The sequence below is a fragment of the Halovivax asiaticus JCM 14624 genome (assembly GCF_000337515.1).
In the GTDB taxonomy this organism is placed as follows: domain Archaea; phylum Halobacteriota; class Halobacteria; order Halobacteriales; family Natrialbaceae; genus Halovivax; species Halovivax asiaticus.
Map to the genome: position 1 here is coordinate 351,909 of NZ_AOIQ01000021.1, position 17,273 is coordinate 369,181.

At 65.0% G+C, this 17,273-nt stretch carries 15 protein-coding genes; 10 read left to right on the forward strand and 5 right to left on the reverse strand.

All coding sequences use genetic code 11. The features are described from left to right. The first annotated feature begins 427 nt into the window (after nt 1-427). Complete coding sequence (locus C479_RS14305) at nt 428-3,190, forward strand: AAA domain-containing protein (RefSeq protein ID WP_007704038.1); 2,763 nt, start codon at nt 428-430, stop codon at nt 3,188-3,190. Between the two features lie 29 nt (nt 3,191-3,219). Here C479_RS14305 and C479_RS14310 read toward each other — a convergent pair whose 3' ends face one another. From C479_RS14310 to C479_RS14325, 4 genes are all read right to left on the reverse strand, one after another. Beyond that, complete coding sequence (locus C479_RS14310; protein WP_241430197.1) at nt 3,220-3,831, reverse strand: type IV pilin; 612 nt, start codon at nt 3,829-3,831, stop codon at nt 3,220-3,222. Nucleotides 3,832-4,040: 209 nt separating this feature from the next. Further along, entirely contained in the window at nt 4,041-5,030 is a 990-nt protein-coding gene (locus C479_RS14315; protein ID WP_007704043.1) for an AIR synthase family protein, read from the reverse strand. 109 nt (nt 5,031-5,139) lie between these two features. Beyond that, the gene (locus C479_RS14320; protein ID WP_007704044.1) at nt 5,140-5,607 is read right to left on the reverse strand and encodes an acyl-CoA thioesterase; all 468 of its coding nucleotides are present in this window, start codon (nt 5,605-5,607) and stop codon (nt 5,140-5,142) included. A 164-nt stretch (nt 5,608-5,771) separates the two neighbouring features. After that, nucleotides 5,772-8,702, reverse strand: a complete 2,931-nt coding sequence (locus C479_RS14325) for an ATP-dependent helicase (protein WP_007704046.1) — start codon at nt 8,700-8,702, stop codon at nt 5,772-5,774. Between the two features lie 274 nt (nt 8,703-8,976). On the opposite strand from C479_RS14325, the gene C479_RS14330 reads away from it, so the two are divergent. From C479_RS14330 to C479_RS14350, 5 genes are all read left to right on the forward strand, one after another. Next, nucleotides 8,977-9,591, forward strand: a complete 615-nt coding sequence (locus C479_RS14330) for a DUF2589 domain-containing protein (RefSeq protein WP_007704047.1) — start codon at nt 8,977-8,979, stop codon at nt 9,589-9,591. 22 nt (nt 9,592-9,613) lie between these two features. Beyond that, on the forward strand, nt 9,614-10,423 hold the full coding sequence (locus C479_RS14335; RefSeq protein ID WP_007704050.1) for a DUF2589 domain-containing protein: 810 nt from the start codon (nt 9,614-9,616) through the stop codon (nt 10,421-10,423). Continuing rightward, on the forward strand, nt 10,420-11,307 hold the full coding sequence (locus tag C479_RS14340) for a helix-hairpin-helix domain-containing protein (protein WP_007704053.1): 888 nt from the start codon (nt 10,420-10,422) through the stop codon (nt 11,305-11,307). The genes C479_RS14335 and C479_RS14340 overlap by 4 nt, the downstream gene beginning before the upstream one ends. A 4-nt stretch (nt 11,308-11,311) precedes the next feature. After that, entirely contained in the window at nt 11,312-11,641 is a 330-nt protein-coding gene (locus C479_RS14345; protein ID WP_007704054.1) for a hypothetical protein, read from the forward strand. Nucleotides 11,642-11,845: 204 nt separating this feature from the next. Further along, entirely contained in the window at nt 11,846-12,586 is a 741-nt protein-coding gene (locus C479_RS14350) for an MBL fold metallo-hydrolase (RefSeq protein ID WP_007704057.1), read from the forward strand. Nucleotides 12,587-12,607: 21 nt separating this feature from the next. Here C479_RS14350 and C479_RS14355 read toward each other — a convergent pair whose 3' ends face one another. Next, the gene (locus C479_RS14355; protein WP_007704060.1) at nt 12,608-13,675 is read right to left on the reverse strand and encodes an mRNA surveillance protein pelota; all 1,068 of its coding nucleotides are present in this window, start codon (nt 13,673-13,675) and stop codon (nt 12,608-12,610) included. A 289-nt stretch (nt 13,676-13,964) separates the two neighbouring features. Between C479_RS14355 and C479_RS14360 the strand changes: the two genes are divergently transcribed. From C479_RS14360 to C479_RS14375, 4 genes are read left to right on the forward strand one after another with little or no spacing between them, the layout of a single operon-like run. Then, a complete protein-coding gene (locus C479_RS14360; RefSeq protein ID WP_007704062.1) occupies nt 13,965-14,678 on the forward strand; it encodes a DUF4129 domain-containing protein in 714 nt (237 codons plus the stop codon). A 3-nt stretch (nt 14,679-14,681) separates the two neighbouring features. Then, nucleotides 14,682-15,266 carry a DUF7269 family protein gene (locus C479_RS17140; RefSeq protein WP_007704064.1) on the forward strand — a complete coding sequence of 195 codons (585 nt, stop codon included), beginning with the start codon at nt 14,682-14,684 and terminating at the stop codon, nt 15,264-15,266. Continuing rightward, on the forward strand, nt 15,263-16,522 hold the full coding sequence (locus C479_RS14370; protein ID WP_007704076.1) for a DUF58 domain-containing protein: 1,260 nt from the start codon (nt 15,263-15,265) through the stop codon (nt 16,520-16,522). The genes C479_RS17140 and C479_RS14370 overlap by 4 nt, the downstream gene beginning before the upstream one ends. Continuing rightward, nucleotides 16,519-17,241, forward strand: a complete 723-nt coding sequence (locus C479_RS14375; protein ID WP_007704083.1) for a DUF7519 family protein — start codon at nt 16,519-16,521, stop codon at nt 17,239-17,241. The genes C479_RS14370 and C479_RS14375 overlap by 4 nt, the downstream gene beginning before the upstream one ends. Nucleotides 17,242-17,273 lie beyond the last annotated feature (32 nt).

Genomic DNA, 17,273 nt, shown 5'->3' on the forward strand with positions numbered 1-17,273 from the left:
GGCCATCGGCGATCGGTGAAAGCAGCCATTATTAGTTCCTGTTTCTTAGGTCCGTAGATACAATTGGTAGACCGAACCGCGAGAATAAGTTCCCATGTACCACGCGCAATTATACGCCGTATTTCTGACGACGGTGTCCCAATCATCACGGTTTTCGGTGCCGTTGTTGACGATTGTCTCGTAGATATGGTCGGAATAATTCGACGAATAATCTGCCATCGCCTCACAAGTTTCTTTCATCGAACCAACCCATTCTGGTTCTATCTGTCCATCGTTGACACATCGTCTGTATCGTCCCAGTTGTCCGCTACGAGGATGAACTGTGCGCCCACTGCGAGAGAACCCAGTAAGTTGCAGCCAACCCGCTCGAATCGGAATTGGAACCGGGACCGATAGCGTTTTTCGGGTTCCGGCGCAGGTATCCTGCGTGAAGGTACGTGGAACGGTCGTCGGCGAGGTGACGATGCGAACGGTCTCGACGAGCGCCGGCGAACGGGAGTTGGCCGAGGTGCCGGTACGGCTGGCGGACGGGACGACGGCGGCGGATGGATCCGCAGACGGAACTGCGACTCACGACCACGACACGGATGCAGCTACGTCGACTCGATCAGCCGTCGAAGCGGACCGGCCGGACGTCGATGCCACGACGGTCACGCTGTGGGGCAAGTGGACGGAATCCGCCGACGTGCTCGAACCGGGGATGGAACTCGTGGTGACCGAGGCCGAACGCGACGAGTTCCGCGGCGAGACCCAGTACGCGACCACGACCGACTCCTACGTCGTCGTCGAACCGTCCTACCTCGTCGACGTGACCGACGTCCGCAACTGGGTGCAGTGCCCGCGACTGTATTACCTCAACAAGCTCTCCGGCGTTCCGCTCAACTACCCCGTCGTGACGGGGACGCTCGTCCACGAGGTCTTCGGCGATCTCCTCCGCGGTCGCGACCTCGACGCCTCGATCGACGAGCGCATCGAGGAGCGGGCGCTGGAACTCGGTCTGCTCGGCGAGTCGGCCGAGTCGGCCGCCGAGGACGTTCGACAGAACGCGGCGGCGATCGAGGGCTGGCTCGAACAGGGCCGGTTGAGCGAGGAAGACGACTGGCGCTCCGAGCAGCTACTCATCAGTGAGACGTTCGGGCTCAAGGGCCGGGCCGACGCGATCCGCCGCGGCGCGCCGGTCGAACTCAAGACCGGCAAGAACCTGCGCAAGGAGCCCCGATTCAAGGACAAGGTGCAGGCGGCGCTGTACGCGCTCGTCCTCGAGGAACACGGCGGCTCGATCGACACCGGCACGTTGCTCTACACGAAGAACTCGGCGCTCGACCGGAACGAGGAGACGGGCGATCTCACCCCGGCGAAGGACTTCTCGATGGGTCGTGGCCTCCTCGAGTACGTCCTCCGGCTCCGGAACGAGATCGCGGCGATGGAGGCGTCGGGGACGGTCCCGACGGGGAAGGAAGCCGACGCGAAGTGTGAGTACTGCTTCGAACGGGACACCTGTATGGTCGTCTCCGGCCGCCTCGATCAGGAGTCGAAGGCCGGACAGGTCGGCCAGGCGCTGCCCGAGGCGGAACTCGACCACTTCGAGCGCTTCTATCGCGCGATCGAGGAGGAACGACGCGAGGTCCATCGCGAGTACGGAAAACTCTGGGAACAGACCCCCGAGGAGCGAGCGGACGACGATCGCGCCATCGTCGATCTCGAGTTCGTCGAGGCGCGCGAACTCGACGGCGGCCGGTGGGAACTGCGGGCCCGACGCGGCTCGTCGGGAACTGCCAAGTTCCGCGAGGGCGATCTGGTCCTCGCGAGCGACGGCGAACCAGTCGGGGGCGACGCGGAACTGGCCCGGATCGAACGATTGGACGAGGACGTGGTCCTGACGGCCGACGAACCCGTCGAGGTCGCTCGCATCGATATCTACCCGAGCGAGTTGACGACCGATCGGCTCCTCGTGGCGCTCCACGACGCGCTCCTCAAGGGCGACGAGCGTCGCAAGGACATCCTCTTCGAACGCGCCGAACCAGAATTCGAGTCACTCGACGAGACGTTCGTCGGCAACAACGCCGCCCAGGACGAAGCGGTTCGCAAGGCCGTCGGTGCCCGTGACTGTGCGCTGATTCACGGCCCGCCGGGGACCGGCAAAACGTACACGATCGCTCGCTCCGTCGACGCGATGGTCGAGCGGGGCGAGCGAATCCTGCTGTCGGCGTTTACCAACCGGGCGGTCGACAACGCGCTCGAAGCGCTCCTGGATGCGGGTATCGATCCGGACCGAATCGCCCGGGTCGGGACAGAGAGTGGCGTCAGATCGGACCTCCAGCACTTGCGTCTCGAACGCGAAGGTGATCCGGACGAACGGGTTCGAGCGCTCGAGGACGCCCAGATCGTCGCGGCGACGACGGCGACGTGTGGCTCCCGGATCATGAAAGAGCAGTCGTTCGACGTGGCACTCGTCGACGAGGCCGCCCAGCTCACGGAACCGGGAACGTACGCCGCGATCAACTTAGCCGAGCGATTCGTGCTGGTCGGCGACCACCACCAGCTGCCGCCGGTGGTGCAGGCCGAGAACGAACTCGTCGAGTCGCTGTTCGAGCGACTGGTCGAGACCTACCCCGACGCGGGCGTCATGCTCGACCGACAGTATCGGATGAACCAGCGCATCCAGGCGTTTCCGTCGCGCGAGTTCTACGACGGCCGCCTTCGTCCGGCGACGCCGGCCGTGGCGAGTCGGACGCTCGACGATCTCGACGGCGTCTCCCGGTCGGCGCTGCCGGCCGACCGGCGCGACCCGGTCACGTTCGTCGACGTCCCTGGCGACGGGGAACGCCACACCGACGCCGAGGAAGCGGCTCGAATCGCCGACCTGATAGAGACCTACGAGGCTGCCGGACTCGACCGGGAGGACATCGGCGTCATCGCGCCGTTTCGGGCGCAGGTCTCCGAGATCGAGCGACGGGTTCCCGCCGACGTGACCGTCGACACGGTCGATCGCTTCCAGGGATCCAGTCAGGAAGTGATCGTCGTCTCGTTCGTCGCGAGCGGCGACCTCGACGGCCCGATCTTCGAGGACTACCGACGGATCAACGTCGGGCTCACGCGGCCAAAGAGAGCCCTCGTGCTGGTGGGTGACGCCGAAGCCCTCGAGAGTGACCCGGTCTATCGACGGATGCTCGACTGGGCGCGAAGCTGAGCGCGTTCGGGAGCGGGATGGAATCTCTCTTATTCGACGAGGTGTTCGTCGAGTGTCGTCTCTCCCCACGACCCGTCCCAGACGAGTTCCAGCGACCGGAGGTCGGTCGCGGTGACGTCGACGATTTCCCCATCACGCATCGAACTGGCCAGGACCGTCCCCTGTTCCAGCGGGGTTCCTTCGACGGCGACCGCCAGTACGTCGACGCCGGTTTCGCTATCGGTCCCGTCGATAGAGCGACCTTCGAGCTGGACGTCGGATCGGTACGGCTGCCTGGTGGCCACGTCGGCGTCGGCGACGAAGCCGACGGTGAGCGTACTGCCGTTCCTGATCGTTCCCCAGTCGGCCAGCGACGTATTGCCGTCGAAGCCGCGGATGCCGGCCGCCTTGAGTGTCAACTCGCCCCCGTCGATCACGTCGCCGCCGGTGTGTTCGAGCGTGACCTGTCGGTCCATTCCCTCTCCGGACTCACGCCACTCGAAGTCGGCGTCGGGTTCCGGATCCTCCGTGATCGTCCCGACGAGGACGCCCACGCCGACGGCGAGGACGACCGTGACGATCAGTGCCAGCGCGAACCCGATCGCCGGCGAGATCGCTCGCTCGTCGTCAGTTTGCGGGTCGAAATCGCCGCTCGATATCATCTGAGTGTGTCCCTCGTTCGTGCGCTCGCCCGGGACCGGCCGTCCAGCCGGAATCGCCACGCGCAAATCAGGGCCGATACCGACACGGATCCGATCTTCGAGGCGAACGCCGTCGTTCGAATGTTCGGAGGAGGGTGCGACCCAAGAACGTTCGTTCCGTATCGAACGGTGAGTCGGCGCTCGATCCGTAGGTGTTTCGGCGACTCGAATCAGGACTCGGTCCGCTCGTCCGCCTCGGCCCACAGCGGATAGAGATCGTCGGCGATCGGTCCGGTGATCTCCTCGTCGTCGAGCGTGAGGCGTCCCGAACGATCGTCGCCAGTCACGGATCCGATACTCGCCGCCTGGATTCCCGCCTCATCGAGCGCGGCGACCGCATCGTCGGCGTCCTCGTCAGGGACGGTCGCGAGGAGCGCCCCGGAGCCGAAGATGCGGAGCGGATCGACGTCGGCTGCTGCACAGAGCGTCTCGGTCTCCGCGCGGACGGGAATCGCCTCACGCTCGATCGTGAGTTCGACGCCCGAGGCACCGGCGAGTTCGACGAGCCCGGCGAGGACGCCACCTTCGGTGGGATCGTGCATGGCTGTCGCCCGATCTCTGAGGAGGCGAGCGGCGGGCACGACCGATATCTCCTCGAAGAACGCCGTCGCCGCCTCGATGGTCGCTGGGGGGACGGCCAGCGAGTCGGCGAAGTCGCTCGCCAGGATCGCTGTTCCTTCGAGGCCGGCGGGGCCCGCGATGACGACGCGGTTGCCGATCGTCGCGCCGCCCGTCGGCACGAACGGATCGGCAAAGCCCATTGCCGTCAACGAGAGCGTGGGTCTGGTGAGCGCGTCGACGTACTCGGTGTGGCCGCCGACGATCGACACGCCGAGTTCGCGAGCTGCGTCGTCTAAGTCACCGGTGACGGTCGCGAGCGTCTCGGGGGCGTCGGTCGGGAGGAGACAGACGGCCGTGAGCCACGCCGGGTCGGCGCCGGAGGCGGCCACGTCGTTGGTGGCGACGGCGACGCCGAGCCGGCCGGCCTGACTGGCGGCGAGCGAGATCGGATCGGAACTTACGACGAGCGTCCCCGCAGGAACGTCGATCGCCGCGGCGTCTTCGCCGAATCCCGGGCCCTGCCTGACGCGATCGTCGTGGGCACCGGAACGCTCGAAGACGTGTTCGGCCAGCTCGTCGGGACCTACCTTCCCGGGCATGGACGAGACTGGAACGACTCGGGGCTTGTAGCTGTCGCTCGCGGCACGAGCGTGGTCGAAAGACGAGTCGCTGAAACGAGCCCCTCTATGGCCGGTCAGCCGACTGCCATCAGGACGACTGCCGGTCGACGATGGCCTGGCGCATCTCCGCCGGGACCGGTGCGGACTCGGCGGTCTCTGTATCGACGACGACCTGCGTGACCGTCCCCTCGGCGAGCAGTTCGCCGTCCGCCTTTCGACGGATGCGGTGGTCGTAGGTCACGCTCGTTCGCCCGATTCGACTGACGCGCACTTCGTTCTCCAGGACGTCTTCGAACCGTGCCGAGGCATAGTACTCGAGTTCGGTCGCGACGACGCGCGTCGTCAGGTCTGGCTCACGGACGTACTCGCCGCCGTAGCCGAGTTGCCGGCGGTAGGCCGCGACGGCCGCGTCCTGGTAGGTGACGTACTCGCCGTAGAAGACGACGCCGCCGAGATCCGTCTCTGCGAGCCGAACCCGGTTCTCGCTGACCGTCTCGAACGCGTCGTCGCTGCCATCGTACGGGATGTCGACACTCGTCTCGCTGGAGTCGCTCATAGCGGTCGTGGGTGAACTAAGCGCAAAGACCTGTTGGCGCCGGCAACGTACTGGGAGTCTACCCCCGGACGCCGGCAACGTTCCGGGTGTCTATCTACGGACGCCGGCAACGTACCTCAACGCTGCCTACTGGGCCACCGCTTCCGTGTCCCGCCTTCTGCGTCTCAATCGTCAGTCACGACGCCGGTCGGTGACGAGTCGTCGATCTCGGCGAGCACGCGGTCGTGGAACGACTGGAGCGCCGCGCTCTCGTCTTCGGCGAGGACGACGTCGCTGGCCGAGAGCGTCGCGAGGCCGAACGCTCGGGGCGTCGGCGAGTCGAACAGCGCCCGTTCGACGGTCAGGTCGTCGGTCGCGATGGCGCCGACGATGGATTCGATCTCGTCGACCGCGAGTTTGTCTTCCAGTATCTCGCGGTAGGTCTCTTCGACGACGGCGAAGTCTTCGAGGCCCTCCGCGAAACCGAGCAACATCTCGCTCGAGACCTGCTGTTCGCTGGCGGACTTCTCGTACCCCTTGTAGCGTTTGAGGATCATCAGCGAGCGCGTGGCATTGATCCGGAAGTATCGCTGGAGGAGGTCGGTCCCGGAGAGGGCGGATCGCAGATCCTCGCGGACGGCATCGGGATCGAGGTCGGCGAGGATTCCGGGGACGTCGACCTTGCGGTTCAACGGCATCGACAGGACGAAGCCGTTGTCCGCGACCGCGACCCGAACGTTGGCGGTCGCCTCCTGGGCGCAGTGGTAGGCGAGTAATCGCGAGAGACCGTCGTTGACCTGCCGGCCGTAGTTGGAGTGGACGTAGTAGTGACGTTCGTACTCATCGCGATTGCGTTCGACCTCGATCGCGAGTCGATCGTCAGTCGAGACGCTCTCGATCCCGCCGTACTGGCACTGGTGGTCGTACAGGCGCGCGAGCGCCCGGACGCTGTTGTCGTCGAGCGGAAACTCCCTGAGCCAGGCCCGGACCCGGGCGGCGCCGCCAGCCTCGTAGTGCGACAGGAGTTCCCGCTGGAAGTCGATGATTTCACGACCGAGGTCCGTCGAGAGCGGGAGTCGTTCGGAGTACCAGGAGGGCACCGTCGGTCTCGCATGAGTGTGGTCGACGTATACCTTCGACCCGCGGCGGTAGCGGTACTCGAAGTGGTTGCCGCCGAGGACGAAGACGTCACCCTTCTCCAGGGTGTCGAGGTAGTCCTCGTCGAGTTGGCCGACCCACTCGTCGCTCGCGCGGGTGTGGACGCTGCAGGTAAAGGAGTCGGGGATCGTCCCGATGTTCGTCATGTAGATCACTCGCGCGAGGCGACCGCGCTTGCCGATCAACGTCTCGCCGACTGGGTGGTCCTCGTAGTGGTGCTCGCCGTCGGGCGGATCGTTCTCGTCGCGCCAGATCTTGGCGTAGACGTTGCGATCCTCGAGGCCGGCGTAGTCGGCGGTGAGGTACCGAATCAGCCGTTCGTAGCGCTTGGCGTCGTACTCGCGGAACGGGTAGGCTCGACGGAGGATGGCTTTCACCTCGCGTTCGGGTCGAACCTCGGCGATGGCCATCCCGTAGACGTGTTGGGCGGCTACGTCGTGGGCGTTTTCCGGGATCGATACGGAGTCGACGAAGCCCTCTTCGGCCCTCGCGAGCATGACCGCGCACTCGACGAGTTCGTCGCGGTCGAGCGCGATCACGCGGCCGGTGACGGTCTGGCCCACGCGGTGACCGGCTCGCCCGACGCGCTGGAGCAACGCCGCGACGCTCTTCGGGGAGCCGACCTGCACGACGAGGTCGACGTGGGGCATGTCGATCCCGAGTTCGAGGGAGGTCGAGGAGGTAACGACGTCTAGCTCGCCCGACTTCAACTTCTCCTCGACGTCCTGTCGGACCTCCTTCGAGAGGCTGCCGTGGTGACAGGCGGAGTTCGACTCGTCGTAGCCGGCCCCGGGTGTGTCAGGCGCTGCAGCCTCGGCCGTCGCATCCGTGTTGGTGCCAGCGCCGGGTTCGCCGTCGTCCGAAAACCGTTCGCGTAACTCGTGGAGCACCCGTTCTGCGCCCGACCGGGTGTTCGTGAACACGAGCGTGTTGGTGTGGTCCCCGATCAGGTCGTGTAGTCGCCGGTAGAACTGGTCCTGGACGATGTCGCGGCGCGTGTTGATCAGGTCGTCCGTCGGACACTCGAGTTCGAGGTCGAAGTCGCGGGCGAACCTGGCGTCGACGATTTCGTAGTCGCGGGGCTGGCCGGCGGGTTCCAGGGGCGCGTCGGCTGTGTCACAGGATTCGTCGTCGGTGTCGGAAGCATCACTGGTACCGCTCGATGTCGCCTGAGACGATTCGTCGGGGTCCGCAGGATACTCCCGGCCGACGAGAAACTCGGCGACGTCTTCGAGCGGGTCGATCGTCGCCGAACAGCCGATCCGCGTGATGTCGCCCTCGGCCATCGCTTCGAGGCGTTCCAAACTCACGGAGAGGTGCGTGCCGCGTTTGCCCTCCGCCAGCGAGTGGATCTCGTCGACGACGACGTACTCGACGGTCCGGAGCTTCTCGCGGAATTTCGGCGAATTGAGCAGGATGGCGAGCGTCTCGGGCGTCGTGTTGAGGACGTGTGGCGTCTCGTCCAGCATTTTCTGACGCTCGCTCGAAGGCGTGTCGCCGTGGCGGATCGCGTGGCGAATCTCGCCGACGTCGTCGCCGCGTTCCTCGATGATCGACTCGATTCCGGAGAGCGGCCGGGTGAGATTACGGTGGATGTCGTTGGCAAGCGACTTCAGCGGTGAGACGTACAGACAGTAGACCGAATTTGCCAGTCCGTCATCCTGCTCGCGATCACGGCAAAAGAGCTCGTTGATGATCGCACTGAAACTGGCCAACGTCTTCCCAGACCCCGTCGGCGCGCACACGAGCGTGTTAGTCCCGTCGTGGATCTTCGGAATCGCTCCGCGCTGGGGCGGTGTAAAGAAGCCGTCGTTCTCGGGAACGTATTCGCCGAACTCGCGGATCCACCACTCCTGGACCGCGGGTTCGAACAGGTCCAGGACGTCGCGGTCGGCGATGTCCGCGTCGGCGTCGAGCGACAGGCGCTCGTGGAAGTCGACCGACTCGGCGGGTTCCATCGGGGTATCCTGGGACGCGAGCGCCAAAGAGGGTTGGGTCGGCGGAGTGAAAGTGAATATGTGCGGGCTTGACGTTCCGTGGGTCGATGCGAACCTGCCGCTGTTGCCAATCTACTAACTGAAATTCTGGGCCGCAATAACCACATATTATATGGTTGAATGGCCATGTGCCTTTGAAAACCCTCCAAGGTCCTTCTTGGTTTTTAATTTATTAAAATCAATAATTGGGTGGAAGTATTTATCATCATCTCGTTCTCACTTTCGCTGGGACGCAATGTCAGACCCAGACTTCCCGAACGAACTCGGTAACATTCCGTATAGCAAGATCCTCGGCGCGCCGCTCAACGCGGCCGTCGAGGCGAACGCCGAAGCGTCCGAGACGGCGGCGGCGTTCATTCAGGATGTCGGTTTCACGGAGACCGATAGTTTCGGCTCGTTCAACGCCCAGCGCGAACCGGTGTACGTCAACTTCCATTACAAGAAACAGGCGACGAACGAGCAGGGAACCGTCGAGACCCAGGAGTTCGAGATGAAGATCCCGCTCCTGTTGTTACTCCACGTGCCGTACTTCGAGGTCGACAATGTCACCGTCGACTTCAACGTCTCGCTCAACTCGACGCACATGCGACAGGTCGAGGAGGAAGGTGGCGGTGGTGGCAGCGTCGGCGGCCTCGTCGGCGGGATCATCGGCTTCAACGTCGGGGCGAGCTACCAGAAGACCGATAAGCGACAGCAGAAGATCGAACGCAGCTACGATCAATCCGTCCACATCGAGGCCGGCTCGATCGAATCTCCGCAGGGGGTCACTCGACTGCTCGACGTTCTCGAACAGACGATCACTGAAACGTCCGAAGACGAGGTCTCCAACGGCGATACCGACGACACATAATGGGACTCGGATGTGATCATCGGTGACTGACGAATTACAGAACCTGCCCCTCTCGTCGCTGTTCTCGGGGCCGCTGATCGCGGCCATCGACGCGAGCGTCGAGGCGCAGACGGAATCTGTCGCACTACTCCGCGAGTATGGCTACGACGAGGACGGACAACTGGTCACCGTGACATTCGGGTACACGACGACCGAATCCGATCCGGCGGGCGGTACGCGTCGAGTGGCCAGAGAGATCGAGATCCCGCTCTTGCTCTTTCTCTCGCTGCCCAATCTGGTGATCCACCAGATCGAAGAGGAGTTCTCCGCGAAGATCACCGAGGTCGAGACGGTAGAGAACGAGCCAGCGGCAGCCAGTCCCGCGATGGTCCCCTATCGACCGCCGCGACTGCGCGTCACGCCGTCGGATCGGGAGACCACGATGGATCGAAAGACCCGTTCGACGTACGATCTGAACGTCAGGATGGTCGCCGAACTGCAGAACCAGTCTGCGGGAATGGACGTCCTCGACCGGGTGACACAGACTGCGACGTCCGACCGGCTCGACGAGGAGCGAACGGCGACGCTGTCCGCTACCGAGGGGCACTCCGATAGTGGCGGCCCCGCTAGCGCACCGGGTACCGACGACGGACCCCGGGACGGTCTGTCGACCCCGGATCCATCGGCGTTCACCGTCTCCGAACTGCAAACGGCGATCGACGACATCGACGATGCGTCCACGCTCCGGGCGATGTTGGCGGCCGAACGCGAGAACCACGACCGAAAGACCGCCCGACAAGCTATCGAACGCCGCCTCGACGACGTGCGAGGCGGGGAGGACTCGGCCGAATGACCGAACTCAAACGGTTTCTGACGGCGCTGTACGATTCGTTCTCCGAAGCGGAACTACAGGCGTTACAACACGGCCGCGAACGCTACCTGAAACTCGTAGAGAATGGCGCGATCCCGAAGGACGGAGCCGTCCCCGTCTACCACGCGGCGAACGCCGACGTGACTCTCGACGTTGGACTCGAAGCCGAGGAGACCGAGCGCGGCATGGAGATCTACATCACTGGCTCCCGCGACGGTGATGAATCCGGACTCGCGTTCACCGTCGATCTGTTCGACCTCGTCGACATCGACGACTTCGACGAGCTCGACTACGAGGACATTCTCGGAGCCGGAACCGGGCCGGGCCGATCCGTTCCTCGAAAACCTGGCGACGACGTGGCTGCCGGTGACGAGTTACGGGACGCTGGCGGTCTCTCGGTCGATGCCGTCCACGGTATCGGCATCCAATTTTCGAACGACCTCGCTGACGCGGGCATCGAGACGGTCGTCGATCTGGTCGCCCACACGCCAGAAGAGCTCGCCACCATCGTCAGCTCGGAAGGGGCGACCGTCTCTCCTGGCCGTGCGAACGACTGGATCGAACAGGCTCGCGGCATGATTACCGTCCTTTCGGGTGGCCAACCGATCGAGTTCGTCGACGATATCGGCCCGACGATCGGTGGGCGTCTGCGAGAACACGGCATCGATACGCTAGAGCAACTCGTCGAGACGGACCCGTCCGAAATCGCAGAGTCGGTGAGTACGGACTCGCGGTCCGTTTCGCCGGATCGCACCGCTCGTTGGCTCGACGAAGCCGACGCGTTACTCGCGGAACTCGAATCGGCGGAGAATGCGGCGGCCGACGACCGGCCGCCGTCAGAAACCGACGCAACTGATGACACCTAGATAGATGACAGGGAACCTTGGAACGTACTTCGAGACGCTGACGATGAGTGATCGAGCCGACCTCGAGACGCGGCTCGAGCGGTATCGTGACCAACTGGCGGACCAGGGCTACGAGGCGACGATCGCTGAAGGGGAAGACGGCTTCTTCGCCGGCGTCCTCGTGATCGACGACGACGATGGTGGCCGATTCGGCTTTCTCGAACCCGACGGGAGCGTTAGCTGGATCGGGGGCGAAAACGGCGGTATCGGCTCGCTGGGGACGGCCGTCGCACAGAACCCGACCGAGGAACTCGAACCGGAGACCGACGGGCTAGACAACGTCGACGTGGAATAGCCGGTCGCTGGGACTTCGTCGTGTCGCACGCGGGCCGCCGGACCACTCGTGGTCTCGAAGAGAATCCGATGCGGGTCTGCGAGTCGGGTGTCGGTGTTGGCTGCCGTCCATCGATGACGTTCACGTCCCCCGATTGCCGCATCGTTCCCGGTCGAAACCCGCGTCGTCGCAACGTTTTTCCTCGGTCCACGCCCACGTCCGCGTATGCAGGTGACCTTCCTCGGAACCGGTGCCGCCATGCCCACGGGCGATCGGTACCAGACGGGGATTCTCGTCCAGGAGGACGACAGGACCGTCCTGATCGACTGTGGAGCCGGCGTGTTACAGCGGCTGGAACAGTCTGGCGTGGGCTACGAGGCCGTGTCGACGGTCCTTCTGACACATCACCATCTGGATCACGTCGCCGACCTCCTCCCCTTGATGAAGGCCCGCTGGCTCGCGGGCGAGGAGCACCTGGAGATCGTCGGCCCGCAAGGAACGAAGGCGCTGGTGGACGACCTCCTCTCCGTGTTCGAGTATCTGGACGGCCGCCTCGAGCTCCAGATCCGCGAGGTGGTCCCGGACGACGAGTTTACCGTCGCCGGATTCGACGTCACCTCCTACGAGACGCGCCACTCGGTACCCTGTCTGGCCTACCGGTTCGACGACCGCTTTACCTTCGCCGGCGACAGCGAAGCCTTCGCTGGCCTCGCGAACTTCGCCGACGGCTGTGCGATCCTGGCTCACGACTGTTCGTTTCCCGACGACGTCGACGTGTCGAACCACCCGACGCCGGACTCACTTGGGAAGACACTTTCGGGCGTGGAGATCGGCCGACTCTACCTCACGCACCTGTACCCGCACACGCAGGGGCGCCACGAGGAGATGCGTCGATCGATCGCCGAACACTTCGATGGCGACGTCAGGTTCGCCGAGGATCTCCAGCGAGTGACGATCGAATCCTGATCGGCTCCCGCCAGTCGGCCCTCACTCGATCCGATAGCGAAGTAACGCCGCGATCCCGCCGAGATTCGAGAGTTGCTGGCCCGGCGGGAACTCGCTCGAGAACACGGTCACTTCGCCGCCTTTCTGTTCGGCCGTCCGGACGAGGCCGTCGATGTCGACGGCCCACTCGCCGTCGGGGCCGCGCTCTTTTCGGAGGCGGTCGTCGAGAATCAGCAGTCGCTCGACCGCACCGAACTCGGCCGCTTTTTCGACTTCGTCGGGTCCGTAGGCGGCCTTGGCTCCCTCGGCGATCCGGCGGGTCAGTTCGTCGATCGCCTCGGCCTCGGTCTCGATCCGGGTCTCCTGCTGGACGTCTGCCACGGCGCCGCGTTTGAGCACCTCGTGGACGCCACGGTCGCCGACGCTCGCCGTGTCGACCATCGTGATCAGTTCGGCGACGTCGGGCGCCTCGTCTTCGACGTACTTGTAGGCGTCCTGCTTGGTGAAGCCGGGCCCGGCGAGGATGATCGCGTCCACGTCGAGCCGGCGGAGGACGTCGGTCAACTCCGAGAAGAGCGCCGTGCGATCCTGCGCGTCTTCGTTCTTTCCCGTGGAGCCGGTGATCGTCGCGCGTTCTTCGGTGCCGTACTGGGCGACGCTGTGGACGTGCGCCCGGCCTTCCTCGACCGTGGCGATGGCGACGTCGGGGTTCTCGGTCGCTTCCTCGGCCTCTTCGAGGCGCCGCTCCTGATCGGGTTTCCAGTACTTCTCGATCGAGAGCTCGTCGCGCTCTTCGACGTTCAGTGTATGCTGAAACCCCAGTTGATCCTCGCGGGAGCAGGCGACGATCTCGCCGCCGACGCGCAGCCGGTTCGCAAAGCGGTGGAACTCGATGTCCTCGACCGCCAGCGCGACCCACATGGGCTCGCGTTCGCCGCCCGTATCGCGCATCTTGTCGTCGTTGCGCTGGATCCGCCGGGTCGTATCGCCGGCGACGCGGTCGCCGGGTTCCAGAACGTACTGGAGGTGCCAGAGGTCGTCGACGTTCTCCGGGACGACGGTCAGTCGCTCCCGACCGCCATCGAGTCGCTCCCGGTCTCTGACCTGCATGGGTCACCGTCGAACCGGCGCGGTGAAAGGTGCTGTTATTCGGCCCCACCGCGGCGATCGATTAGCAGTGTACCAGAGGATGTGTTCTCGGTCTGTCGAGACAAAGCGGACGACGGTTCCGGAGTCACGATAGTCCGTCCGGCGTGATCGCCCCGATTCGCTGGTCCACGTAGCGTCCAGGCTCGATCGAGAGGGTGCTCCACCTTCGACGCAGTGATGTCGACCGTTCTCATAGCATACGGCCACGACATATTTTTATACGATTGTGGTGGCTAATACTTACAGACGAATGCGACACGGACGGGTCCTGCTGCTGGCGGCGACGCTGCTTTCGATTCTCTCGCTGGGGATCGCCGGGTCAGCGCTCGAAGCGGTGTCGATCTCGTCGCCGTACGAGCCGCCCTCTGCTGAGGGACCCGACTCGGGTGTCTCGCTGTTCGGGATGCTGTTTATGCTCCTGGCCGCGTTGTTCGAGTTGTTTGGCATCGAGTTGACGGAGCCAGCGGTCCCTGCCGGCACTGGCGATATGACCGAGATCGTCGTCGCGGTGCTCGAGTTCCTGTACCCGAACGTATTGGTCTTGCTTGCGCTCGGTTTGGGTGCGGTCCTCCTGGCTCTCGCTGGGCACCGACTTCCGGATTCGAGCGGCGTCTCGCTGGTTCGGATGGTGGTCAAATGGGGTGCGTCCGCGCTGGACGGGTGGCGGTACGAGGCGGGCGCGACGCCACGACACACCGACGCGGGCCGCGAGTGGCCGCCCGCCGACCCGACGGACGAGGTGTCACGGGCCTGGGTGGCCATGACCACGGAGCTAAATGTCGACAATCCACGTTGTCGAACGCCCACGGAGTGGCGGCGTGCAGCCGTCGACGCAGGGATCGATCCGGCTGTCGCTCGCGAGGTGACCGACCTGTTCAGGAAGGTCAGGTACGGGCGTTCGACGGCGTCTTCGGACGACCGGCACCGAGCGAACGATCAGCTGCGACGGATCGAGGGGGAGTGAGCGATGGATCCCATCTCGATCGGTCGCCGTTCGTTGACCGCGATCGGGGTCCTCTCGCTTTGTCTGGGGCTTGCGGTGGTGCTGTTCGGTCCGATCGTCCCACCAGTTCCGTGGCCTCGAGACGACGAGGTCGTCCTGATCCTGTTCTTCACGGGAGTCCTGACGATCGTGTGTTTCTACGTGCCGCTCGTCCTGGTGGGAGTGAACCGACCGGGTGACTCGAACGGACCGCCGCCCGAACGAGTTGTGTCGACGCCAACGCCTCACTCTCGGCTCGAACGGCGCCTCCAGAGTCGGTGGTCGATGACGCTGCCGCGCCGGACACGCCGGCGTATTCGGGCGGAAATCCGTCAGGCGGCCGTTCGAGCGATCCGCAGGCGATCGAACTGTACGTCTCGGACCGCACGTGAAACGATCGAACGAGGGGACTGGACGAGCGATCCAGTCGCCGAATCGTTCGTTCGAAGCGATCGGGGGTCGGAACGGTCGCGCGTCCGGGCTGTGGTCGATCGGGTGCGGTTCAGCACTCGTGCGCTGCGAGCCGTCCGGGCGATCGTACGCCTCGAACGGGAGGGCCACCGCCGATGATCCGTCGACGGACTGGTCGATGGAACGTCACCGTCATCGTCGCGTTGTCGGCGATCGCCGTCGGCGTCCTGCTGGCGAAGCCGGTGGTGGCGCTCCTGGCGATCCCTGCGATCGTTTTCACGGGGTATTCACACGTTACGCGGGAGCCTGTCGTGTCGCTCTCCGCCGACCACCAGGTAGCCCCCACGGACCCGGCCCACGGGGAGTCCGTCGAGGTCACCGTGACGGTTCGCAACGAGGGCCCACAGCCGCTCGCAGACGTTCGAATGCTCGATGGGGTCCCGCCGATGCTCTCCGTCCGGGACGGTTCGCCTCGCCACGGAGCCGTTCTCGGGCCCGGTGAGTCGACGACCTTTTCCTATCGCGTCGAAGCGAAACACGGCGTCCACCGGTTCGAACCGGTGACGGCGGTCGTCAGAGAGGTCAGCGGCCGGCTGGTGATGGTGACGACGCTCTCGACGTCGGCGGCGATTTCGTGCCGGTCGCCGATCCGGACGATTCCGCTCGAACGGGCCGTCGGGAATCGTCCTGGCGCCACGGCTGGCGCGACGACCGGGAGCGGGGTCGAGTTCTCCAAGGTCCGATCCTATCGATTCGGCGATCCACCGGGACGGATCGACTGGAATCGATACGCACGATCCGGTGCGTTATCGACGGTCAGCTATCGCGAGGAGCGAACCGAGTCGGTGGTCCTCTGCGTGGATGCGAGGCGCGAGTGCTATCTCTCGGCGGGTCCGGCCGAACCACACGCAGTGCTGTACGAACGCGTTGCAGCCAGAGAAGTACTCGACGCGGTGACAGCCGCCGGGACACCCGTCGGGTTGTCGATTCTGTCGGCCGAGTCGACGTGGCTCGCGCCTGGAACGTGTTCTCACCACGTCGGGACCGTCGAACGGACGCTCGAAGACGACACCACGCTGTCGCTCGAGCCACCGGACCGTCGGACGGAAGACGGGTGTGTCGACGCCCACGTCAGCACGCTCCAGCCGGCCGTTCGCGCGGACTGGGACGTCGTCTTGTTCTCACCCCTCTGCGACGACGTTCCGGTCGAGATCTCGCGTCGACTCCGCGAACGAGGCTGTTCCGTCGCGGTCGTTTCACCGGACGTCACGAGTGGGCACTCCCTCGCCACCGCGTTCTCGCAGCTCCGGCGCAGAAATCGGATGGCCACCCTTCGGCGGGCCGACGTTCCCGTCGTCGACTGGGACCCCGAAACGCCTCTCGAGCCGACGATCCGGCGGAGCGTGCAGCGATGAGTCGTATTCCTGACCACCCGACCGACCCGCGACCGGCGGTCTTGAGCGCCACAGTCGCCTGTCTCGCCGCCTTCGGCGCCGCCATCGTCGGTTCGACCGGTCCCGTTCAGCGGGCACCGTTGCTCCTCGCAGGCATTGGCTCGGGACTCTATGCGTGTGGGATCGTCCTTCGGCGCCGTCGCTACCGGTTCGTCGGCCGCGGGGCCACGATCGTCGGCCCGCTCGTCGTCGGCGGTGCGCTCGTCGGGATCATCGCGTTGTCGCCACCGCTGCCGACGATGCTGCCGGTTATCGCGTGCGGTCTCGGCGTCGCGTTTCTCACCGCCGGGCTGTTTCCGATAGTCGTTCGATGGGCGCGTCAGTGTGCCGTGTTCGGCGTCGTCCTGCTGCTCGGTGGCGTGCTCGCGAATGTGGTGATCGCTGCCCCGTCGATCTGGCGATCGGCGACTGCGGCCACCTTGGTCGTGCTGTCCTGGGACGCCGCCGACCGTGCGGTATCGGTGGGCCGAGAGCTCGGTGCTGGCGCGACGACGGCGCCGGTGGAAGTGGTCCGGACGGTGCCGAGCGTTCTCGTCGGTGGGATGGCCGTCGTTCTCACCGTCGGCGCCTCGAGGATTCCGACCGCTGGTGGAACGGTTTTCGGCGTTCTGCTCGTGCTCGTGGCGACGGTCGCGTTTACGCTCGTACTCTCACACATCCCTCACACGTCGGAATCGTGATGTGGCGGCCGACGGTTCCGGTCCCGTCCGTC

Coding starts and splice junctions, on each gene's coding strand:
- C479_RS14310 (WP_241430197.1), bottom strand. CDS start 3,831: ATGATATCGAGCGGCGATTTCGACCCGCAAACTGACGACGAGCGAGCG.
- C479_RS14315 (WP_007704043.1), bottom strand. CDS start 5,030: ATGCCCGGGAAGGTAGGTCCCGACGAGCTGGCCGAACACGTCTTCGAG.
- C479_RS14320 (WP_007704044.1), bottom strand. CDS start 5,607: ATGAGCGACTCCAGCGAGACGAGTGTCGACATCCCGTACGATGGCAGC.
- C479_RS14325 (WP_007704046.1), bottom strand. CDS start 8,702: ATGGAACCCGCCGAGTCGGTCGACTTCCACGAGCGCCTGTCGCTCGAC.
- C479_RS14330 (WP_007704047.1), top strand. CDS start 8,977: ATGTCAGACCCAGACTTCCCGAACGAACTCGGTAACATTCCGTATAGC.
- C479_RS14340 (WP_007704053.1), top strand. CDS start 10,420: ATGACCGAACTCAAACGGTTTCTGACGGCGCTGTACGATTCGTTCTCC.
- C479_RS14345 (WP_007704054.1), top strand. CDS start 11,312: ATGACAGGGAACCTTGGAACGTACTTCGAGACGCTGACGATGAGTGAT.
- C479_RS14350 (WP_007704057.1), top strand. CDS start 11,846: ATGCAGGTGACCTTCCTCGGAACCGGTGCCGCCATGCCCACGGGCGAT.
- C479_RS14355 (WP_007704060.1), bottom strand. CDS start 13,675: ATGCAGGTCAGAGACCGGGAGCGACTCGATGGCGGTCGGGAGCGACTG.
- C479_RS14360 (WP_007704062.1), top strand. CDS start 13,965: ATGCGACACGGACGGGTCCTGCTGCTGGCGGCGACGCTGCTTTCGATT.
- C479_RS17140 (WP_007704064.1), top strand. CDS start 14,682: ATGGATCCCATCTCGATCGGTCGCCGTTCGTTGACCGCGATCGGGGTC.
- C479_RS14370 (WP_007704076.1), top strand. CDS start 15,263: ATGATCCGTCGACGGACTGGTCGATGGAACGTCACCGTCATCGTCGCG.
- C479_RS14375 (WP_007704083.1), top strand. CDS start 16,519: ATGAGTCGTATTCCTGACCACCCGACCGACCCGCGACCGGCGGTCTTG.